The 16,667-nt window shown below is 63.3% G+C and carries 14 protein-coding genes; 7 read left to right on the top strand and 7 right to left on the bottom strand.

Annotated elements, in window-relative coordinates; genetic code table 11:
- Positions 1-127 precede the first annotated feature (127 nt).
- A complete protein-coding gene (locus C0606_09530; protein PLX38434.1) occupies positions 128-2,131 on the top strand; it encodes an RNA polymerase sigma factor RpoD in 2,004 nt (667 codons plus the stop codon).
- Between the two features lie 301 nt (positions 2,132-2,432).
- Positions 2,433-2,834, top strand: a complete 402-nt coding sequence (locus C0606_09525) for an acyl-CoA thioesterase (protein ID PLX38433.1) — start codon at positions 2,433-2,435, stop codon at positions 2,832-2,834.
- 9 nt (positions 2,835-2,843) lie between these two features.
- Here C0606_09525 and C0606_09520 read toward each other — a convergent pair whose 3' ends face one another.
- Positions 2,844-4,322: an aminotransferase gene (locus tag C0606_09520; GenBank protein ID PLX38432.1), complete on the bottom strand. Its 1,479-nt coding sequence runs from the start codon at positions 4,320-4,322 to the stop codon at positions 2,844-2,846.
- A 61-nt stretch (positions 4,323-4,383) separates the two neighbouring features.
- Positions 4,384-5,181 carry a class II glutamine amidotransferase gene (locus C0606_09515; protein PLX38431.1) on the bottom strand — a complete coding sequence of 266 codons (798 nt, stop codon included), beginning with the start codon at positions 5,179-5,181 and terminating at the stop codon, positions 4,384-4,386.
- A 220-nt stretch (positions 5,182-5,401) separates the two neighbouring features.
- Here C0606_09515 and C0606_09510 point away from each other — a divergent pair, with 220 nt between their 5' ends.
- Entirely contained in the window at positions 5,402-5,875 is a 474-nt protein-coding gene (locus C0606_09510; GenBank protein PLX38430.1) for an ArsR family transcriptional regulator, read from the top strand.
- A gap of 11 nt (positions 5,876-5,886) precedes the next feature.
- On the opposite strand, the gene C0606_09505 is transcribed toward C0606_09510, so the two are convergent.
- From C0606_09505 to C0606_09495, 3 genes are all read right to left on the bottom strand, one after another.
- Positions 5,887-6,501 carry a TetR family transcriptional regulator gene (locus C0606_09505; protein PLX38429.1) on the bottom strand — a complete coding sequence of 205 codons (615 nt, stop codon included), beginning with the start codon at positions 6,499-6,501 and terminating at the stop codon, positions 5,887-5,889.
- Entirely contained in the window at positions 6,447-6,815 is a 369-nt protein-coding gene (locus tag C0606_09500) for a hypothetical protein (protein ID PLX38428.1), read from the bottom strand. The genes C0606_09505 and C0606_09500 overlap by 55 nt, the downstream gene beginning before the upstream one ends.
- 454 nt (positions 6,816-7,269) lie before the next feature.
- Entirely contained in the window at positions 7,270-7,593 is a 324-nt protein-coding gene (locus C0606_09495; GenBank protein ID PLX38427.1) for a hypothetical protein, read from the bottom strand.
- Between the two features lie 138 nt (positions 7,594-7,731).
- On the opposite strand from C0606_09495, the gene C0606_09490 reads away from it, so the two are divergent.
- Positions 7,732-8,343, top strand: coding sequence for a lysine transporter LysE (locus C0606_09490; GenBank protein ID PLX38426.1), 612 nt, complete (start codon positions 7,732-7,734; stop codon positions 8,341-8,343).
- 84 nt (positions 8,344-8,427) lie between these two features.
- On the opposite strand, the gene C0606_09485 is transcribed toward C0606_09490, so the two are convergent.
- Positions 8,428-10,224: a hypothetical protein gene (locus tag C0606_09485; GenBank protein PLX38425.1), complete on the bottom strand. Its 1,797-nt coding sequence runs from the start codon at positions 10,222-10,224 to the stop codon at positions 8,428-8,430.
- A 445-nt stretch (positions 10,225-10,669) separates the two neighbouring features.
- Between C0606_09485 and C0606_09480 the strand changes: the two genes are divergently transcribed.
- Positions 10,670-11,560, top strand: a complete 891-nt coding sequence (locus C0606_09480; protein ID PLX38424.1) for a 2-hydroxy-3-oxopropionate reductase — start codon at positions 10,670-10,672, stop codon at positions 11,558-11,560.
- Between the two features lie 100 nt (positions 11,561-11,660).
- Here the strand turns inward: C0606_09480 and C0606_09475 are convergent, their stop codons facing one another.
- Positions 11,661-12,944 (bottom strand): hypothetical protein, encoded by a 1,284-nt coding sequence (locus tag C0606_09475; GenBank protein PLX38423.1) that lies wholly within the window; start codon positions 12,942-12,944, stop codon positions 11,661-11,663.
- Positions 12,945-13,252: 308 nt separating this feature from the next.
- Here C0606_09475 and C0606_09470 point away from each other — a divergent pair, with 308 nt between their 5' ends.
- Both C0606_09470 and C0606_09465 read left to right on the top strand, forming a co-directional pair.
- The gene (locus C0606_09470) at positions 13,253-15,064 is read left to right on the top strand and encodes a hypothetical protein (protein ID PLX38422.1); all 1,812 of its coding nucleotides are present in this window, start codon (positions 13,253-13,255) and stop codon (positions 15,062-15,064) included.
- Between the two features lie 3 nt (positions 15,065-15,067).
- Positions 15,068-16,459, top strand: coding sequence for a copper oxidase (locus C0606_09465; protein PLX38421.1), 1,392 nt, complete (start codon positions 15,068-15,070; stop codon positions 16,457-16,459).
- The last annotated feature ends 208 nt before the right edge of the window (positions 16,460-16,667 follow it).

Here is a 16,667-nt window from a genome sequence, read left to right as displayed (position 1 = left end):
CGAGACATAAGTGAACAGGGCCTATTGATACTCCGATTGGCCTGAACGGCGGACGGAGAGATCGGGCGGTATGAGTGAAACGGCAGCGCCGGCGAAGGCGCGAAGCGACCGGGCGCGGGGAAAATCCATGGCGACCAAGACGGCGGAAACCGAAGAAAATCAGGAAACCACCAACGAGAACCAGGACGGGCCGCTGCTCGACCTGTCGGATGCCGCTGTCAAGCGGATGATCAAGGTGGCCAAGAAGCGCGGTTACGTCACCCATGACGAACTGAACGAAGTGCTTCCTTCCGAAGAAGTGACCTCCGAGCAGATCGAGGACACGATGGCCATGTTGAGCGACATGGGCATCAACGTCATCGAGGAAGAGGAGGCCGAGGCCAACAACGACGACAACGAGGAAAGCTCCGAGGGCGGCGACCTCGTCGAAGCATCCACGACCACGACCGCCGTCGCCAAGACGACGACGCGCGAACCGGCCGACCGCACCGACGACCCCGTGCGCATGTATCTGCGCGAGATGGGCTCGGTCGAGCTATTGTCGCGCGAGGGCGAAATCGCCATCGCCAAGCGCATCGAGGCCGGCCGCGAGGCGATGATCGCCGGCCTGTGCGAAAGCCCGCTGACCTTCCAGGCCATCATCATCTGGCGCGACGAACTGAACGAGGGCAAGATCCTCCTGCGCGACATCATCGACCTGGAAGCGACCTATGCCGATCCCGACGGCAAGGGCCCGGTCGACGCCACCTCGTCGTCCGACGATGACGACATCGACGAGGAAGAGACCGCAAAGGAAGACGAAGAAGGCAGCAGCGACAGCGACAGCGAAGACGGCGAGGACAACGACGACGAGTTCGAAGCGAACATGTCGCTCGCGGCCATGGAAGCCGAGCTGAAGCCGAAAGTGCTCGAAATCTTCGACACCATCGCCGAAGACAACAAGAAGCTGCGCCGGCTGCAGGACCAGCTGGTCGAGAACCGGCTGCAGAACAAGACCCTGAGCCCGTCGCAGGAGCGCCGCTACAAGAAGCTCAAGGAAGACATCATCCTTGAGGTGAAGAGCCTGTCGCTCAACCAGAACCGTATCGACTCGCTCGTCGCCCAGCTCTACGACATCAACCGCAAGCTGATCGGCTTCGAGGGCCGCCTCTTGCGCCTCGCCGAATCCTACGGCGTCGGTCGCGAGGACTTCCTCAAGCAGTATCAGGGCTCCGAGCTCGATCCCAACTGGGTGCGCCGGGTCGCCAATCTCGGCTCGCGCGGCTGGAAGGAATTCGTCCAGCACGAGCGCGAGACGATCAAGGATCTGCGCCAGCTGATCCAGACGCTGGCCTCCGAGACCGGCCTCGAGATCATCGAGTTCCGCCGCATCGTCCACGCGGTGCAGAAGGGCGAGCGCGAAGCGCGTCAGGCGAAGAAGGAAATGGTCGAGGCGAACCTGCGCCTCGTAATTTCGATCGCCAAGAAATACACCAACCGCGGCCTGCAGTTCCTCGACCTCATTCAGGAAGGCAACATCGGCCTGATGAAGGCCGTCGACAAGTTCGAATACCGCCGCGGCTACAAGTTCTCGACCTATGCGACGTGGTGGATCCGTCAGGCGATCACCCGCTCGATCGCCGACCAGGCGCGCACCATCCGCATCCCGGTGCACATGATCGAGACGATCAACAAGATCGTCCGTACCTCGCGCCAGATGCTGCACGAGATCGGCCGCGAGCCGACGCCGGAAGAACTGGCCGAAAAGCTCGCGATGCCGCTCGAGAAGGTCCGCAAGGTCCTGAAGATCGCCAAGGAGCCGATCTCGCTCGAAACGCCGATCGGCGACGAGGAAGATTCGCATCTCGGCGATTTCATCGAGGACAAGAACGCGATCCTGCCGATCGACGCCGCGATCCAGTCGAACCTGCGCGAAACGACGACCCGCGTGCTCGCCTCGCTCACCCCGCGTGAGGAACGCGTACTGCGCATGCGCTTCGGCATCGGCATGAACACCGACCACACGCTGGAAGAAGTCGGCCAGCAGTTCTCGGTGACCCGCGAACGCATCCGCCAGATCGAGGCAAAGGCGCTGCGCAAGCTGAAGCACCCGTCACGCTCGCGCAAGCTCCGCAGCTTCCTGGATAGCTAAAGCGCTTTCCCAAAAAGTTGACAGACTTTTTGGATAAGAAAACGCGAAAAGACAAAGAGCTGCAGGGCTTTCCCATCTGGGATGAACATGAATTCAGGGCGGCACAAGCCGCCCTTTTTCATGCCTTTGCGCCCGCGACTTGCCTCCCCAAACCATTTCCTCCTGCCCTCTTCCGATTGACGCAGCGCGCCTGCGCATGGGAAACGGGATTCCCGGCCGGGATCACGTGATCCGCCAGATCCGCCACCCAACCGACCATCCGATTCCCGTTTAACCGCCCCTGCATGTCGAGGATTTGCCCATGACCGACAAGACACCCGAAAAGGCCGGACCGCGCGGCCGTCTCACCGTCCGCACGCTCGCCATGCCGGCCGACACCAACGCCAATGGCGACATTTTCGGCGGCTGGGTGTTGAGCCAGATGGACCAGGCGGGCGGCATCGCCGGCGTCGAGCGCGCGCGCGGCCGCGTCGTCACGATCGCTGTCGAGGCCATGACCTTCATCGCGCCGGTCAAGGTCGGCGACGTCATGTGCATCTACACCGAGGTTCTGAAGGTCGGCCGCACCTCGATGACGCTGCGCATCGAGGCCTGGGCGGAACGCTTCATCACCGGTATCGCCGAACAGGTGACGGAGGGCAACTTCACCTTCGTCGCCGTCGACGACAACGGCAAGCCGCGCGCCGTACCCGAGCAGCAGTAACGGCTGGGGTTACATCGGCCGGCAGATGGCCACCTCGGGACGATCGGCATAGCGCGCGGCGAACGCGTCCAGATTTTCGGCAAGCTCAACAACGCTATCGAGGATGAAGTCGACCGTTTCGTCGTCCATCAGATAGGACAGGTTGAGCCGCGTGAAGCCCGGCTTGTGGGTCTCGTCGCCACCCAGAATCTCCTCGCGCAGATGCTGCGAGGTCTCGGGATCGATGCCGAGCAACCGGTGCGCATACGGCCCGGCGCAGACACAGCCGCCACGCGTCTGGATGCCGAAGGCATCGCTCAGCATGCGGGTGAAAAGCTGCTGCGGGACATAGCCCTCGCCATCGCGGACGCGGAACGAGAACACCGGCAACCGCGCGTGTTCCTCGCCGCCGAGAACCTCGATCCGCGGATGGCCGCGCCAGCGGTCGAAGGCATGCGCAACGAGCTGGCGATTGCGCTCGGCGATGAAGGCTTCGCCGACGGCCGCCTTGACGAGAAAGACGAGCGCCGCACGGATATCGCCGACGATGTTGGGCGTGCCGGCCTCCTCGCGATCCTCAATCCTCTCCAGATAGTCATGGAACACGGAGGAGACGAACAGCACGGTGCCGCCGCCCGGCCAGGACGGCGTCATCGCCGATACCGCATCGCGCCGCACGATCAGGATGCCCGAGGCGCCGGGCCCACCGATGAACTTGTGCGCCGAAAGCGCAATCGCGTCGATCTCCGCGCCACCGGCCGTCATGGCAATCGGCACATAGGGCGCCGCGCAGGCATAGTCCCAGACGACGCGCGCGCCGAACGCCTTCAACAGCGCGGTCACCGCATCGATGTCGGAGAGGATACCGGTCACGTTGGAAGCGGCGGAAAAGGCGCCGACCAGCACCGGCGCGGCGCGATGCGCTTCAAGGGCCTCGCGCAGTTCCGCCATGTCCGGCCCGCCCTCAGCCGCCTCGCCGATCTCGATGACGAGCGCACCGCTTTCGCGCCACGGCAGGATGTTCGAATGGTGCTCGTAGGGCCCGACCAGAACCACCGGCATCTCGCCCGCCTTCACCGCCGCGTCGATGCCGAACAGATGCACCAGCCGGTTGAGGCCGGCGGTCGCGCCCGAGCCGGTGAAGATCACCGCGTGCTCGTCCCCCGCGCCGCAGGCATCGCCGACCACCTTGCGCGCCGCCTCGCGCAGCCGCGTCGTCGTCGCCCCGCAGAACGAGGCCTCCGTGTGGCTGTTGGCGTAGAACGGCAGCACCTCCTCAAGCATGAAGGTTTCGATCTGGCGCAGCGCCCGGCCTGACGCGACATAGTCGGCATAAACCATTGTCTTCGGCCCGAACGGACCGTCGATGGTCAGCCCCTTGCCGATCAGGCCGCGATTGAGCGCCTCGACAACGTCGCCCTCGACGAGGCCATCAAAAAACGCGTCGAAAGGCGTGCGCTCCTCTGCTGTCACAGGCAGGGCGGAATGGGCGGCAACGGTGCTCGACATGACAAAACTCCTCTTGGGGCAGATGCTCACCGAGCGAGCCCGATTGGCTGAAACTGAACGTTCAGGAAAACGCCATTTCCCGCTGGCCGGCCCTGTGCGGCTCGAAGGGGTGGCAGCTCAGCGTGTTGTCGGTGATTTCGATCGCGCACCCGCAATCGACCGCGACCCACTCGCCATTGCTGTTGAGCGGCTCCGAGGCGATGACGACCCCATCGTCACCGCGCTGATAGTGCAGGCTCGGCGCAAAGGCATCCGACGCATGACGGGCGGCAAACAGGCGGCGGCCATCGGACCAGCACGCGGCAAAACGCATGAACGGTTCGGCACCCTTGGCGCGGGCAAGAGCCTCGACCCGGTTCACGGCCCGCTCCATGGCGCCGATCGGATCGGCCTCCAGCCCCTCGCCGAGCGCTATCAGGAAGATCGCCTCGCTTTCGGTGGCGCCGTAGCGGCAATCGTACAGGTCCGCCGGGATCATGCCGTCCAGCGCCTGACGGAACCTCTCATGACCGCCCGCCTGTCCGTTGTGCATGAAGCTCCAGCGACCAACCCCGAACGGATGACAATTGTTGCGTGAGATCGCCATTCCGGTCGACGCGCGGACATGGGCAAGGAACACCCCCGCTTTGATGTGGTGCGCAAGCTGCTTCAGATTGGCATCGGCCCAGGCCGGATGGGTGTCCTTGTAGATGCAGGGATCGGTGCGGCCGCTGTACCAGGCCAAACCGAACCCGTCAGCTTTGATCGGCGTCTTACCGACAAGCGCATGCCGGCTCTGTTCGACGAGCGACTGCTCCTGATTCAGCACCAGATCGTCGAGGTAACGGGGCGCTCCCGCCCAGGCGAGGAACCGGCACATCAGCACCCCTCCCGATCATGGCCGAGCGCAACGCGGCCGGCATTCGCCAGTACAGGCGAGAGGGGCGGCAGGGGCGGAAAGTTGATGGCGCTCGACATGGTGTGCGTTCCCGCAATGCTGTTCACACATGATCATTCACCCAATTTTTTGCAATTTCATCGTCTTTTTCATAGGATTCTGGAGTAATACAACTATCAAATGATCGAGATTTTAGGGAATCATGGATCAAATTGACCTTCAGATCCTCGACCTGCTGCAACAGGACGCCTCGCTGTCACAGCGCCAGGTCGCCGAACGGGTGGGTTTGTCGCAAAACGTCTGCTGGCGGCGCATGAACCGCCTCGCTGCCGACGGCATCATCGAAGGCCAGTCGGCGCGCATCAATCGCACGGCGCTCGGTCTCGATCTCGTCGTCTTCGTGCTGGTGCGCACCCGCAATCACTCGACGACATGGCTCGAGGAGTTCCGCCGGCACGTCGAGTCGATCCCCGAGATCACCGATTTCTATCGTATCGGCGGCGACTGGGACTATCTGATCCGGGTGGTGACGACCAGCATGGCCGGTTACGATGCGGTCTATCAGCGGCTCGTCGCCGGCGTCGAACTGGAGACCGTCACCGGCCTCTTCGCCATGGAGGGGATCCTCGAAAACCGGCCGATCGCCCTGCGCCGGACCCTGCCGAAACGCGGCTGAACACTGTACGCTCAGCCCCGCTTGCCGCGCTCGGCGGCGATGTCGACGAGTTCTGAAAAGAGCAGATACGCCCGCTCGAACCGGCCGCGGTCGGCGTCCGATCCGATCACCTGAAAGCCGACAAACGCGGCGTACTCGATCCACGAAAGCGCCTCTGCGGTCTCGCCGTCGAACCCGCCGGAACGCTTGTAGAGTTCGGCCATGTAGCCCGTGCGCATGGCGTCCACCGCGCGGCAGATTTCGGCCACCTGCGCATTCACCCCGGCAAGCCGCCGGATGCCCTGCTCGGTTGCCGGATCGAGCGCCATGGCGAGCGTGTTCAGATGCTCCCGCTGATCGGTCGGCGACGGCGCGGCTTCCGCTTTTTCAATGATCGCCTCGGTGTGCTCACGGCGCCAGTACGCGCCGAGCGCGGCGAGGTAGGCCTCCATGCTGTCGAAGTGGTGGTAGAACGAGCCGCGCGTCTTTGTCGCCCGCGCGCACAGCGCATCGATGGTCAACGCCTCGGGGCCTTCTTTCGCAAGCGCCGCAAGCCCAAGCGACAGCCAGTCCGTGCGACCGAAACGGCGGGTCATGTCAGAAGCCCCACCGTCCCCAGCACCGATCCCGGCAGGAACAGCAGCCATTGCGGAAAATGGAACAACCGCAACCGCTGCGTCGCGATCATGGCAAGGTTCCACAGCATGAACAGCACCGACAGGGCGGTTGCGAAATGGGCAAGCTCCACGCTGCCACCCGGCAACCCGGCAAGCACGAAGGCGAGCGCGAGCGCGGCAATCGTGATCGTGACCATGTGCCAGCAGTAATAGGAGGTGAATTTCGGAATGGCGCGCAGCTCGGAGCGCAGCAACGGCGCCGCCACCTCGCGCCCGCCGAGAATGACGTGCGTCAGACAGGTGAAGAGCGACGTCGCCGCCGCTGCGAGGAACCAGTTATTCATCGACACCTCCCGATCCCGGACAAGGGAAAGTCACTTCGGAGCAGGTCGGCGACCTCGCCGCGCCTCAGCACTCAGAACTCAGAACTCCACGCTCCACGCTCCACGCTCCACGCTCCACGCTCCACGCCCGGCACTCCCGGCACGCCACTCCCGGCACGCTACCCAACTCATCACGTGCGATAGGCGCCTTCAGCGAACATACCATAACATATGTTATGTTTGCGAGAGAAGTGTTTTCTGATCCGGACCGGATTGGCGACCCGCGATTGGGCGGGGCCAAACGGCGGGGCGAACGGATCCAACCTGGTTCTGGGGACGGAGGCGACGGCGACCGGGCGGCAGGCCCTGCTCCATCCTCCCGGGTTGAAGCGACGAGGAGCAGACGGTGGTCCGGCCAATCAACGACTACGGCCCTCCCGTCAGACCGGCGCCGCGCATGCCAAGCCGCGCAACCTCAATACAGCGGCGTTGGAGGGTTTCGGCAGACCCCGAGCACTACCGGTTCGGACCGAACGAAATAATGATCGCCCGGCAGCAACGACCCGTCATAGCGGATCGTCTTGCCTTCATAGGGGCCGAGATCAACCGGCGTGCGATCCGGCCAATAGACCCGGATGCGATAACCGTCATGGCTGATAAACGCGCCATCGATCACACAGCCCGTAATCGTCCGCTGCACCGGCGCCGACGCCAATGAAGTGACAGCGGGAACAGCCGAAAGGCCGACGGCAACACCGAAAAAGACAGCCCTGAGAAAAACGGTGGCGGAGTTCATCATGATCGCCCCCTTCGCGTGCGGCGATACGTTTCGTCGTCGGCACCTTGGAAAACCGACCCTGCGTCGACTACACATATTACCATGAATGCGAGATGCGCGCGGCCAGTCGACCGGCAGCCGGCAAGGGGAGAAGCGCCCATGGGCTACGATTTTCTGATCACCGCGATGATTGTGGTGCTGGTACCCGGCACCGGCGTTCTCTACACGCTCGCCTGCGGTCTGGCGCGCGGCTCGATGGCCAGCGTCGCCGCCGCCTTCGGCTGCACCCTCGGCATCCTGCCGCACATCGCCGCCGCCGTCTTCGGCCTTGCCGCGCTGCTTCACGCCAGCGCGCTCGCCTTCCAGGCGGTCAAGTTTGCCGGCGTCGCCTATCTTCTCTACATGGCCTGGAGCGCATTGAAGGGCGGCGGCCCGCTCGCCATCGACGACAAGGTCGAGGCCCGCTCGGCCGTGCGGATTGCCGTCACCGGTTTCCTCATCAACATCCTCAATCCGAAGCTGTCGATGTTCTTCCTCGCCTTCCTGCCGCAGTTCATCGCCGCCGATGCCGCCTCGCCAATCGCTGACATGCTCTATCTCGGCGCCGTCTTCATGGCGATGACCTTCGTCGTCTTCGTCGGCTACGGCTTTGCCGCCGCCGCCGTCCGCGATCATGTGATTACGCGGCCCCGCGTGATGCGCTGGTTCGGCCGCTCGGTCGCCGCCGCCTTCGTCGCGCTCGGCGCCAAACTGGCTTTCGCCGAGCGCTAATCGCTGAAGCAAGGACATCCAATAAAGAAGAACGGCCGGATGCGTCGCCGCACCGGCCGTTCCCCTTGCATGGCCTCCTGAAACTTACTTCGTCAGCCGCAACTCGGTGATGTCCCGCCCGATCTGCTGGAAAGCGGCGGCCAGATCCGACGTCGACTGGGCGTCGAAGTAGTGCGAGTCGGCGGTCGCGCAGCCCTTGAGCAGATTGCGGGTGGACGAACTGCTGACATCGAAGGCAACCGTGTAGATCGTGATGCCGGCCGCCTTGGCGTTGCTGCAGGCCTGGCTCAGACGACCGTCGAGGTAGTTCTTGCCTTCGTAGATGGTGTCCACATTCGACGGGAAGTGACCGCCCTTGATGTAGCCATAGGCGCTGTAGTCGCTGACCGTCGGACCGTCGGAGTCGTTGCTGATCAGCTCGTTGTTGCCGTCCGTCATCAGCACCAGCACCTTGGAGACCTTGTCCTCATACGGCCGGCCTTCGGTGAAGGGCGCACCCGGCGACAGTACCCGCCAGCCCCACATCAGGCCTTCGGAGATGATCGTGCCCGAGGACGGCCAGTAGGTCATGTTCGAGATCGTCGACTGCACAGCGGTCTTGCTGGTGGTCAGCGGCTGCACCGGATCCGGGCACCCCTTGTTCGGGCCGCTCGTCGAGGAACCGTCATTGTTGTGTTCCTTGATCGTCGAGGTCTTGCCGCTGGTGTACTTCAGCACGCTGCGCCAGAGGTATTCGATGCTCGACTTGTGGCCGGTATAGGTGCCGCCGCTGGTATCGTCGATATAGACGTCATCCGACATATAGGAATTGCGGGCCCGGATCGAGTAGGTGAAGCGATCGGTCTCGTCGGGCCAGAAGAACGGCACGAACAGCGTGTCCGCATTGCCGAAGATCGGCGTCGTATCGTTGACGTCATAGGGTTCCGGCCGCGCCTCGACACAGCCCTTCCAGTCGGTCTGGCTGAAGGTCGAGAACAGATTCATGTGGTTGACCTTGGCGGGCGTAATCACGAAGCAGCCGTCGAGCGTATGGTCGTCCGGCAGCGCACCGGCAACAGCCGCTGCTGACGGGATGCCGACGAGCTCCTCGAACACATAGGCGAGCGTGCGCAGCGTCTGGCGCGTTTCCGGCTCGAACATGCGCGAATAGTGCGCATAGCGGCAGCTGTAGTCGCTCTTCTTGGCGACCGGATAGTCCTCGAAGAAGATGCCGTGGACGCTGGAATCGCCATTGGTGTCCAGATTGGAGGTCGGGAAATTGTCGCCGACATTGACGGTGCCGACATAAGGCACGACCGCGACCTTGACCATTTCCGGATTGCCCTGCGGCGCCAGCGCGAACAGATCGTCGGCAAGGTCGCCGGCCGCGGAACGCAAGGCGCTCATGTCGTTGCGCATCGAGCCGGTATTGTCGAGCACCAGCGCGACTTCGAGCGCACGGCCGCCGACAGCCGCATCCGACTGCGCCGCGATTTCGATCTCCTCGACGCCGACAATGCCGAGCACCAGTGTGCTCAGGCTTGCCGAAGCCGTCACCGTCACCGTCTTCTCTGCCGAATTGGTCGAGATTTGCACCGACGGGGAACCGACACCATCGCCTGCGATAAAGTTCGCGTCGAAGGATTTGCGCCCGAGCAGTTCCGGCTCGCTTTCGCCGCTTGCGATATATTTCGCCGTTGCCAGCGCCGCGGCGTCGGTGGCCGCCTGCAGATGCGAGCGGGCACGAATACTCATCGAGAAATCGAGCATGGCACCGATCAGCGCCATCGCCGGAATCAAGAGGAACGTGAAGATGATGGCGACACTGCCCCGTTGATCGCGCACGAACGGCGAATGGCGGCGGTCGGTGTCATGCCTGCGTACAACATGGGTGTCTGTCATCGGAGTGTACCGGTTTGATTTTCAACCTCCCGATTATGGGCTCCAAATCTTAATGGGATCCTGATAATATTCGCTAATAATCTGTTAAAGCCTTGTATTCATAGGCAATTTATTCCCACTCTGCGCAAAAATTTGCCGAAAATTTTATTCAAATTACAATTTTCAGGTAGTTCAAAAGCAATTTATATTTATAGTTTGCTTGATTTCTCGCTTTTTCTTGCGGCCATTCGGGCTTTTTAGATAAAATCTCCAAGTAAAATCCGCCACATCATCGGCGGGTCAAAAGTCGAAAACCATCCCGCCCGCAGTCGAAAAAGCAGCATTTTTGTCGCCCAAACCGCTTGCGCGGCCCCTTTCACACCGGTCAAATGGGCCTCTCGCGACATGCAACGTGAAAAAAATACCGCTGGCGAACCCGCTGGCCGGCACGACGGGGACGGAAAACATGACGAGCAAACCGACACTCGCCTTTCTCGGCATCGGCCTGATGGGATCGCGCCAGGCCGCCCGTCTCCTCGACGCCGGCTATCCGCTGACCGCCTGGAACCGCACCCGGGCAAAGGCCGAACCGCTCGCCGCGCGCGGAGCGACGATCGCCGACACCGCCGCCGAAGCCGTTGCCGAGGCCGATATCGTCATAACCATGCTGGAAAAGGGCGCGACGGTTGCCGAAGTGCTGTTCGACCAGGGTGCGGCAAACGCCATGAAACCCGGCAGCCTCGTCGTCGACATGAGTTCGATCCGCCCAGCTGAGGCGCAGGATCACGCCACGCGGCTCGCCGAACGCGGTATCGGTCACCTCGACGCGCCGGTCTCCGGCGGCACGGTCGGCGCAGAGGCCGGTACGCTGGCGATCATGGCCGGCGGCGAGGCGGCGGAATTCGCCCGCGCCGAACCGCTCTTTGCCGTCATGGGCCGGGCCACTCATGTCGGCCCGCATGGCGCCGGCCAGCTCGCCAAGCTCGCCAATCAGATTATCGTCGGCGTCACCATCGGCGCCGTCGGCGAAGCCCTGATGCTCGCCGAAAAGGGCGGCGCCGACCCGGTGAAGGTGCGCGAAGCGCTGCGCGGCGGCTTCGCAGAAAGCCGCGTCCTCGAACTGCACGGCCAGCGCATGGTCGAGCGCGATTTCGAGGCCCGCGGTCGCGCCGCCGTCCATCTCAAGGACATGACCAACGCACTCGACGCCGCCGATCGTCTTGACCTCGATGCGCTGCCGCTGTCAGCCGTCACCCGCGACCTGTTCCAGGGTCTGCTCGACAACGCCGGCGACCTCGATCACTCCGCCCTCATCGTCGAACTGGAACGGCTGAACGGGATCGAGCCAAAGGGCTAGGCGCATCAAGCCGACAGAAAAACGCCCCAAAACAAAACCCCGCGGAGCGATCCGCGGGGTTTTCTGTGAGCGCTATGTTGGTCGGCAGATCGGTCGGCGGTCAGCGCGGCTGAACGATGAAGTCGGTGCCCTTGCCGGTTTCACGGCCGAGACCGGTATCCGACACGATCAGCGAAGATCCCGGCACCAGCAACGCGGCAATGCGTTCGCGCATCGGTGCGGGAATTGACAGCCGGTCGAGCGTCGCGCGCGGCGTCGGCATTACATCGTCGCCAACCGTCAACGCGGTCCACGCGCCGGTGTCGCCTTCGTCGAAATGGCCGAGCGAGAACATGTGCGTGCCGAGCGGCTCGTCCTCGGCCCCGGCGATCGCCACCGGCGCATCGAACAGCGCCTTGCGGTTCTGGCGCACATAGAGATGCCCGGTCGCTTCCTCGCGCCCGACCGCCTTGTAGAGCGCCGACACCAGCTCGTCGGTGACCATACCGGTCGCCGGTTCGCCGATCGAACGCTGGAAGGCCTGGATCGCGCCGCCGGTATTGCGGCCGAGATAGCCGTCGATATCGCCCGGATCGTGCCCGAGCTCGAACAGCATGCGCTGGATATCCTTCATCCGCTGCTGGCCGGTGCGCCGGGTGATCAGAATGCGGATCGGCTTGGTCGAGCGGTTGCGATAGGCCTCTATCCGGTCGACCATATATTCCATATCGGCAAGGCCGATCGCCGCCGTCGCCGGATCGCTCGCCGGACCGGCATCGCCTTCGTCATGCGAGCCAATCGCCGCACCCGGCGGCGACGGGCGGAACAGGACGTTGTGCTCGATCGGCTTCGGCGTCGTGTCGCCCGCGGTGACAATGACGTCGAGCCCCACCTGGGTCATCTTGAACAGCTCGGCGGCAAACGCTTTGGGCAGCCGGATGCAGCCATGCGACGCCGGATAATTCGGCACATGCCCCTGATGCAGCGCCATCCCCGACCAGGTGATGCGCTGCATGTAGGGCATCGGCGCGTTGCTGTAGATGTTCGAACGATGATGGCGGCTTTTGCCGAGAATGCTGTAGACGCCGAGCGGCGTCTCGTGGCCGCGCTTTCCCGTCGAGATCCGCGACGATTTCAGCAGCGTCGTACCGCGATAGATGTCGATCCGCTGCTCATCGCGGGCAATGATGAGGCGCAACGGATCCGGCGGCAGCTCCGCCAGATTTGCAGCCGCGCCGCCTCCGACTCCATTGGTCTGTGCCAGGCCGGCGGTTGCCAGAAAGAAAATGCCCCATCCCGCGGCAAGCGAACCAAGCCCGACGCCGCGCAGCCGTGAAATCATGTCAAAACCCCGTTCTGTCGCACCCCGAAACGAGTGTTGAAAATACGCTTTGATTCCTAACATTAATTTAGGACCACGCTATTCACAAACAGGTCATTGTCCAGTCCGGCACCCGCTTTTCGTGAACTTCGCGCGGGATCACAACTATTGGATTGATCATCGTTCGACAAAAATACGAATGCCGTACAATTTCCCAGGCTCGAAAAAAGAAGTTCCGTAAAGTTATTTCAGTCACTTGATCTGATCACGCCAATTCGGCACCATCTGACGCGTTCGATCCCGATCCGTGACAATCTTCAAGAAACAAAAAACCGGAAACGACGGAGCATTTCTTTTCGACGGCCGGCTTTTGCGCGGCAATTGAGGAATTCATGGACTCGTCCTCCGGCAACAGCCCGCAATCCGCCCCGCTTGTCGACAGTCTCTATGGTCTGCTGACCGAACCCGACGGCTTCGAGCAGCTCGTGCAGCGCCTCTCGGAGAGCTATTCGACTTTGCTCGAACAGGAGCAGAGCGACAATCTCGCCCTGCTGCAGCAAAACATCTCCGGCAATCTGGAAGACATCGAACACCATTTCGACCGCGCCGCCCGGCTGTTCGATCGCATCAACCACGAGATCTACGACAACGCCGGCGGCAGTTCCGACGACGAAAACGCGCCCTACCCGGTGATGCTCATCAACGCTCGCGGCATCATCACCTATGCAAACCGCAACGCCCGCACCGGTTATGGCCTCGACCGCGGCGACAGCATCTCCGCCCTGCCGGTAGATGCCGGCATGGCGCGCAGCATCGAGGCGAGCCTGCGCAGGATCGACGGCTCGCCGCGCGACGACAGCTTCGTCGTGCTGCCGGTCTACCATCCCGAAACCGAGACCCGCAGCCTGTTCACCCTGTCACCTGAGCCCGGCAACGGCAACGAGCCGCTGGCGCGGCTCCAGCAGCTCGAGTTCGGCTGGAACGGCGAGGTCGGCACGACCATTTGCGAGAGCTTCGGCCTGACCGCGGCGGAGCAGGAGATCCTGCGCGCAATCGTCGAGGGACGCAGCTTCGCCGACCTCGCAAATGCCCGCCAGCGCTCGGTGGAAACCGTGCGCACCCAGGCCCGCTCGCTGTTCCGCAAGACCGGCGCCCGCTCGCAACTCGAGCTGATCCGCATGTTCGGCGCCCTGTCGATCGCCATGCCCACGCGACAGACGAATGCCGCACCGCCGGCACCCGACAGCCGCCGGCACGACTTGATCGAAGTCGAACCCGGACGGCGATTGCAGGTCGATCTCATGGGCCCGGACGACGGCCTGCCGGTCATCATGCTGCACGGCCTGTTCAGCGGCACCGGACTGACCGCCGACGGCCACGCCGCCCTGCACCGCCACGGACTGCGGATCATCGCGCCCTGGCGCCCGCGCTTTGCCGAATCCGACGCCGCCGACTGGACCTTTCAAAAGACGCCCTACGCCTTTGCCGACGACATCAAGACAGTGATGGACCGCTATGGCATCAAACGCGCCGTACTCATGGGACGTTTCACCGGCGCCCTCTATGCGGCGGCGGCTGCCCGCGTTCTCGGCCCCGCGATCGCCGGTGTCGTCGTCGTCGCCGGCACCCCGCCGATCCGTTCGCGCGCCCAGCTTGACGTCATGGCGCCAATGCAGCGCCTCTACGCCTACTCGGCGCGCTATTTTCCGACCGCCCTGCCGATCCTGACGCGCGGCCTGCTGCACATGATCATGAAGGGGCCACCGGGCCAATTCTTCGACAGCCTCTACCAGAAGCCCGAGGAAGACGTCGAAACGAGCCGCGACCCGGAAGTGCGCGCGATCCTCACCGACGGAACGTTCAAATCGTTTGGCGGCGGCAGCAAGGCCTACGAAACCGATGTCCGCCACACGGCGCGCGACTGGTCCGACTATTACGACGGCATCAAGCAGCCGACATTGCTGCTCCATGGCCGGCTCGACCCGGTGACCACCATCGACCAGGTGCACGACATCATCGCGCGATTTCCGGCCCTCAAGCTGATCGAGATCCCGGATGCAGGACAACTCTTCCTATATTCCCGTCCCGACTTTACAATCGGAACAATAGCCGAATTCGCACGGCCGCTCCTCGACGGGCGGAAATCGAGCCGAAAGCGGTCTGACGGTTCACGAAACACGTCCGGCACGCGCAAGACGGAGTAGCCCATGGCCCTGTCCCGCCGCGGATTTCTCGTGGCTTCCGCCGCCACGCTCGCCGCCACACCTGGAGCCATCCGCGTCGCGTGGGCGGATGACGGGTTTCTCGAAATAACCGCCCGGCCGGCCAGCCAGAAGCTCTTTTCCAACGACAATCCGCCGTCGGATCTGTGGACCTACAACGGTCGCTCACCCGGCCCCGAATTGCGCGTCACGAAGGGCGAGCGGGTACGCGTGCGCCTCATCAACGAGCTGGATGAGCCGACCTCGATCCACTGGCATGGCGTCCGTATCGACAACGCCATGGACGGCGTTGCCGGCCTCACCCAGCAGCCCGTCCCGCCCGGCGAGCGTTTCGAATACGACTTCGTCGCGCCCGATGCCGGCACCTACTGGTATCACGCCCACACCAAGAGCTGGAATCAGGTCGCGCGCGGACTGTACGGGGCGCTCATCGTCGAGGAACACGAGCCCTCTTTCGACAACACTCACGATCTGACGATCGTCATCGACGACTGGCAGCTCGATGAGCAGGGGCGTTTCGATCCCTCCGGTCTCGGGTCGCTGATGGAATGGAGCCATGCCGGCCGGCTCGGCAACTGGCTGACCGTCAACGGCACCAGCATACCGAATTTCATGCTCAACGCCGGCGAGCCGTATCGCCTGCGGCTCATCAATGTCTGCAACGCCCGCATCCTCGAAATCGATCCAAGGCCGCTGCGGGCGACCGTGCTCGCCGTCGACGGCCAGCCGCTTGCCGAACCCGAACCCCTCTCCGACAAACGGCTTCGCCTCGCGCCGGCACAGCGGATTGACCTTGCCGTCACGCCGAAAGCCGGCCGCAACCTGTCGCTCGTCGAGATCTCCGCCAGGCAACCTTTCACCTTCGCGACATTTGCGGTGACGGGCTCCGACGCAGGCTCCGGCGCCCGCGCCGCGGCCCTGCCCGCAAATTTGCTTGCCGACCCCGATCCGGCGGCGGCGCACTACGTCATCCTCGACATGACGGGCGGCGCCATGGGCGATCTGACCGACATCACCTACAAGGGCAAACCGCTGACGGTCACCGACATTCGGGAAACCGGTCAGGTCTGGGCCTTCAACGGCATCGCCAACCTCGCCGACGAGCCGTTGTTCCGGGTCCGGCGCGGCAAGACCGTGATCGTGGAAATGAGCAATGACACCGCGTTCGCGCATGCCATGCACACCCACGGCCACCATTTCCGCATCCTCGGGGCCGACGGCAAGCCGGGCGCAGAGTGGCGCGACACGCTCATCCTTGAACAATCGGAAAAGGCGCGCATCGCCTTCGTAGCGGACAACCCCGGCAAATGGCTGTTTCACTGCCACATGCTGGAACACGCCGCCGCCGGAATGAGCACCTGGTTCGAGGTTGTATAGGCCATCCGCATTGGCAATTCGCGGTGCTTGGACGGCGCGCATAAAACGGCGTAGGGTCGCCGCCATGCGCAGCTTTTTCGTCGCCTTGCTGGTTGTTCTGATCGCCGGGGTTCACGCCCTGCCAACGCAGCCCGACCGGCATGGAAAAGTCCATATGACGGCCCATACGACGGCCGAAATGACAGCGATGAGCGCCGATATGCAGCCC

This window comes from Hyphomicrobiales bacterium, from assembly GCA_002869065.1.
Classification (GTDB): Bacteria; Pseudomonadota; Alphaproteobacteria; order Rhizobiales; family Rhodobiaceae; genus Rhodobium.
Note: the sequence above shows the minus strand (reverse complement) of the source record. Positions and strands in the feature narration are given on the sequence as shown.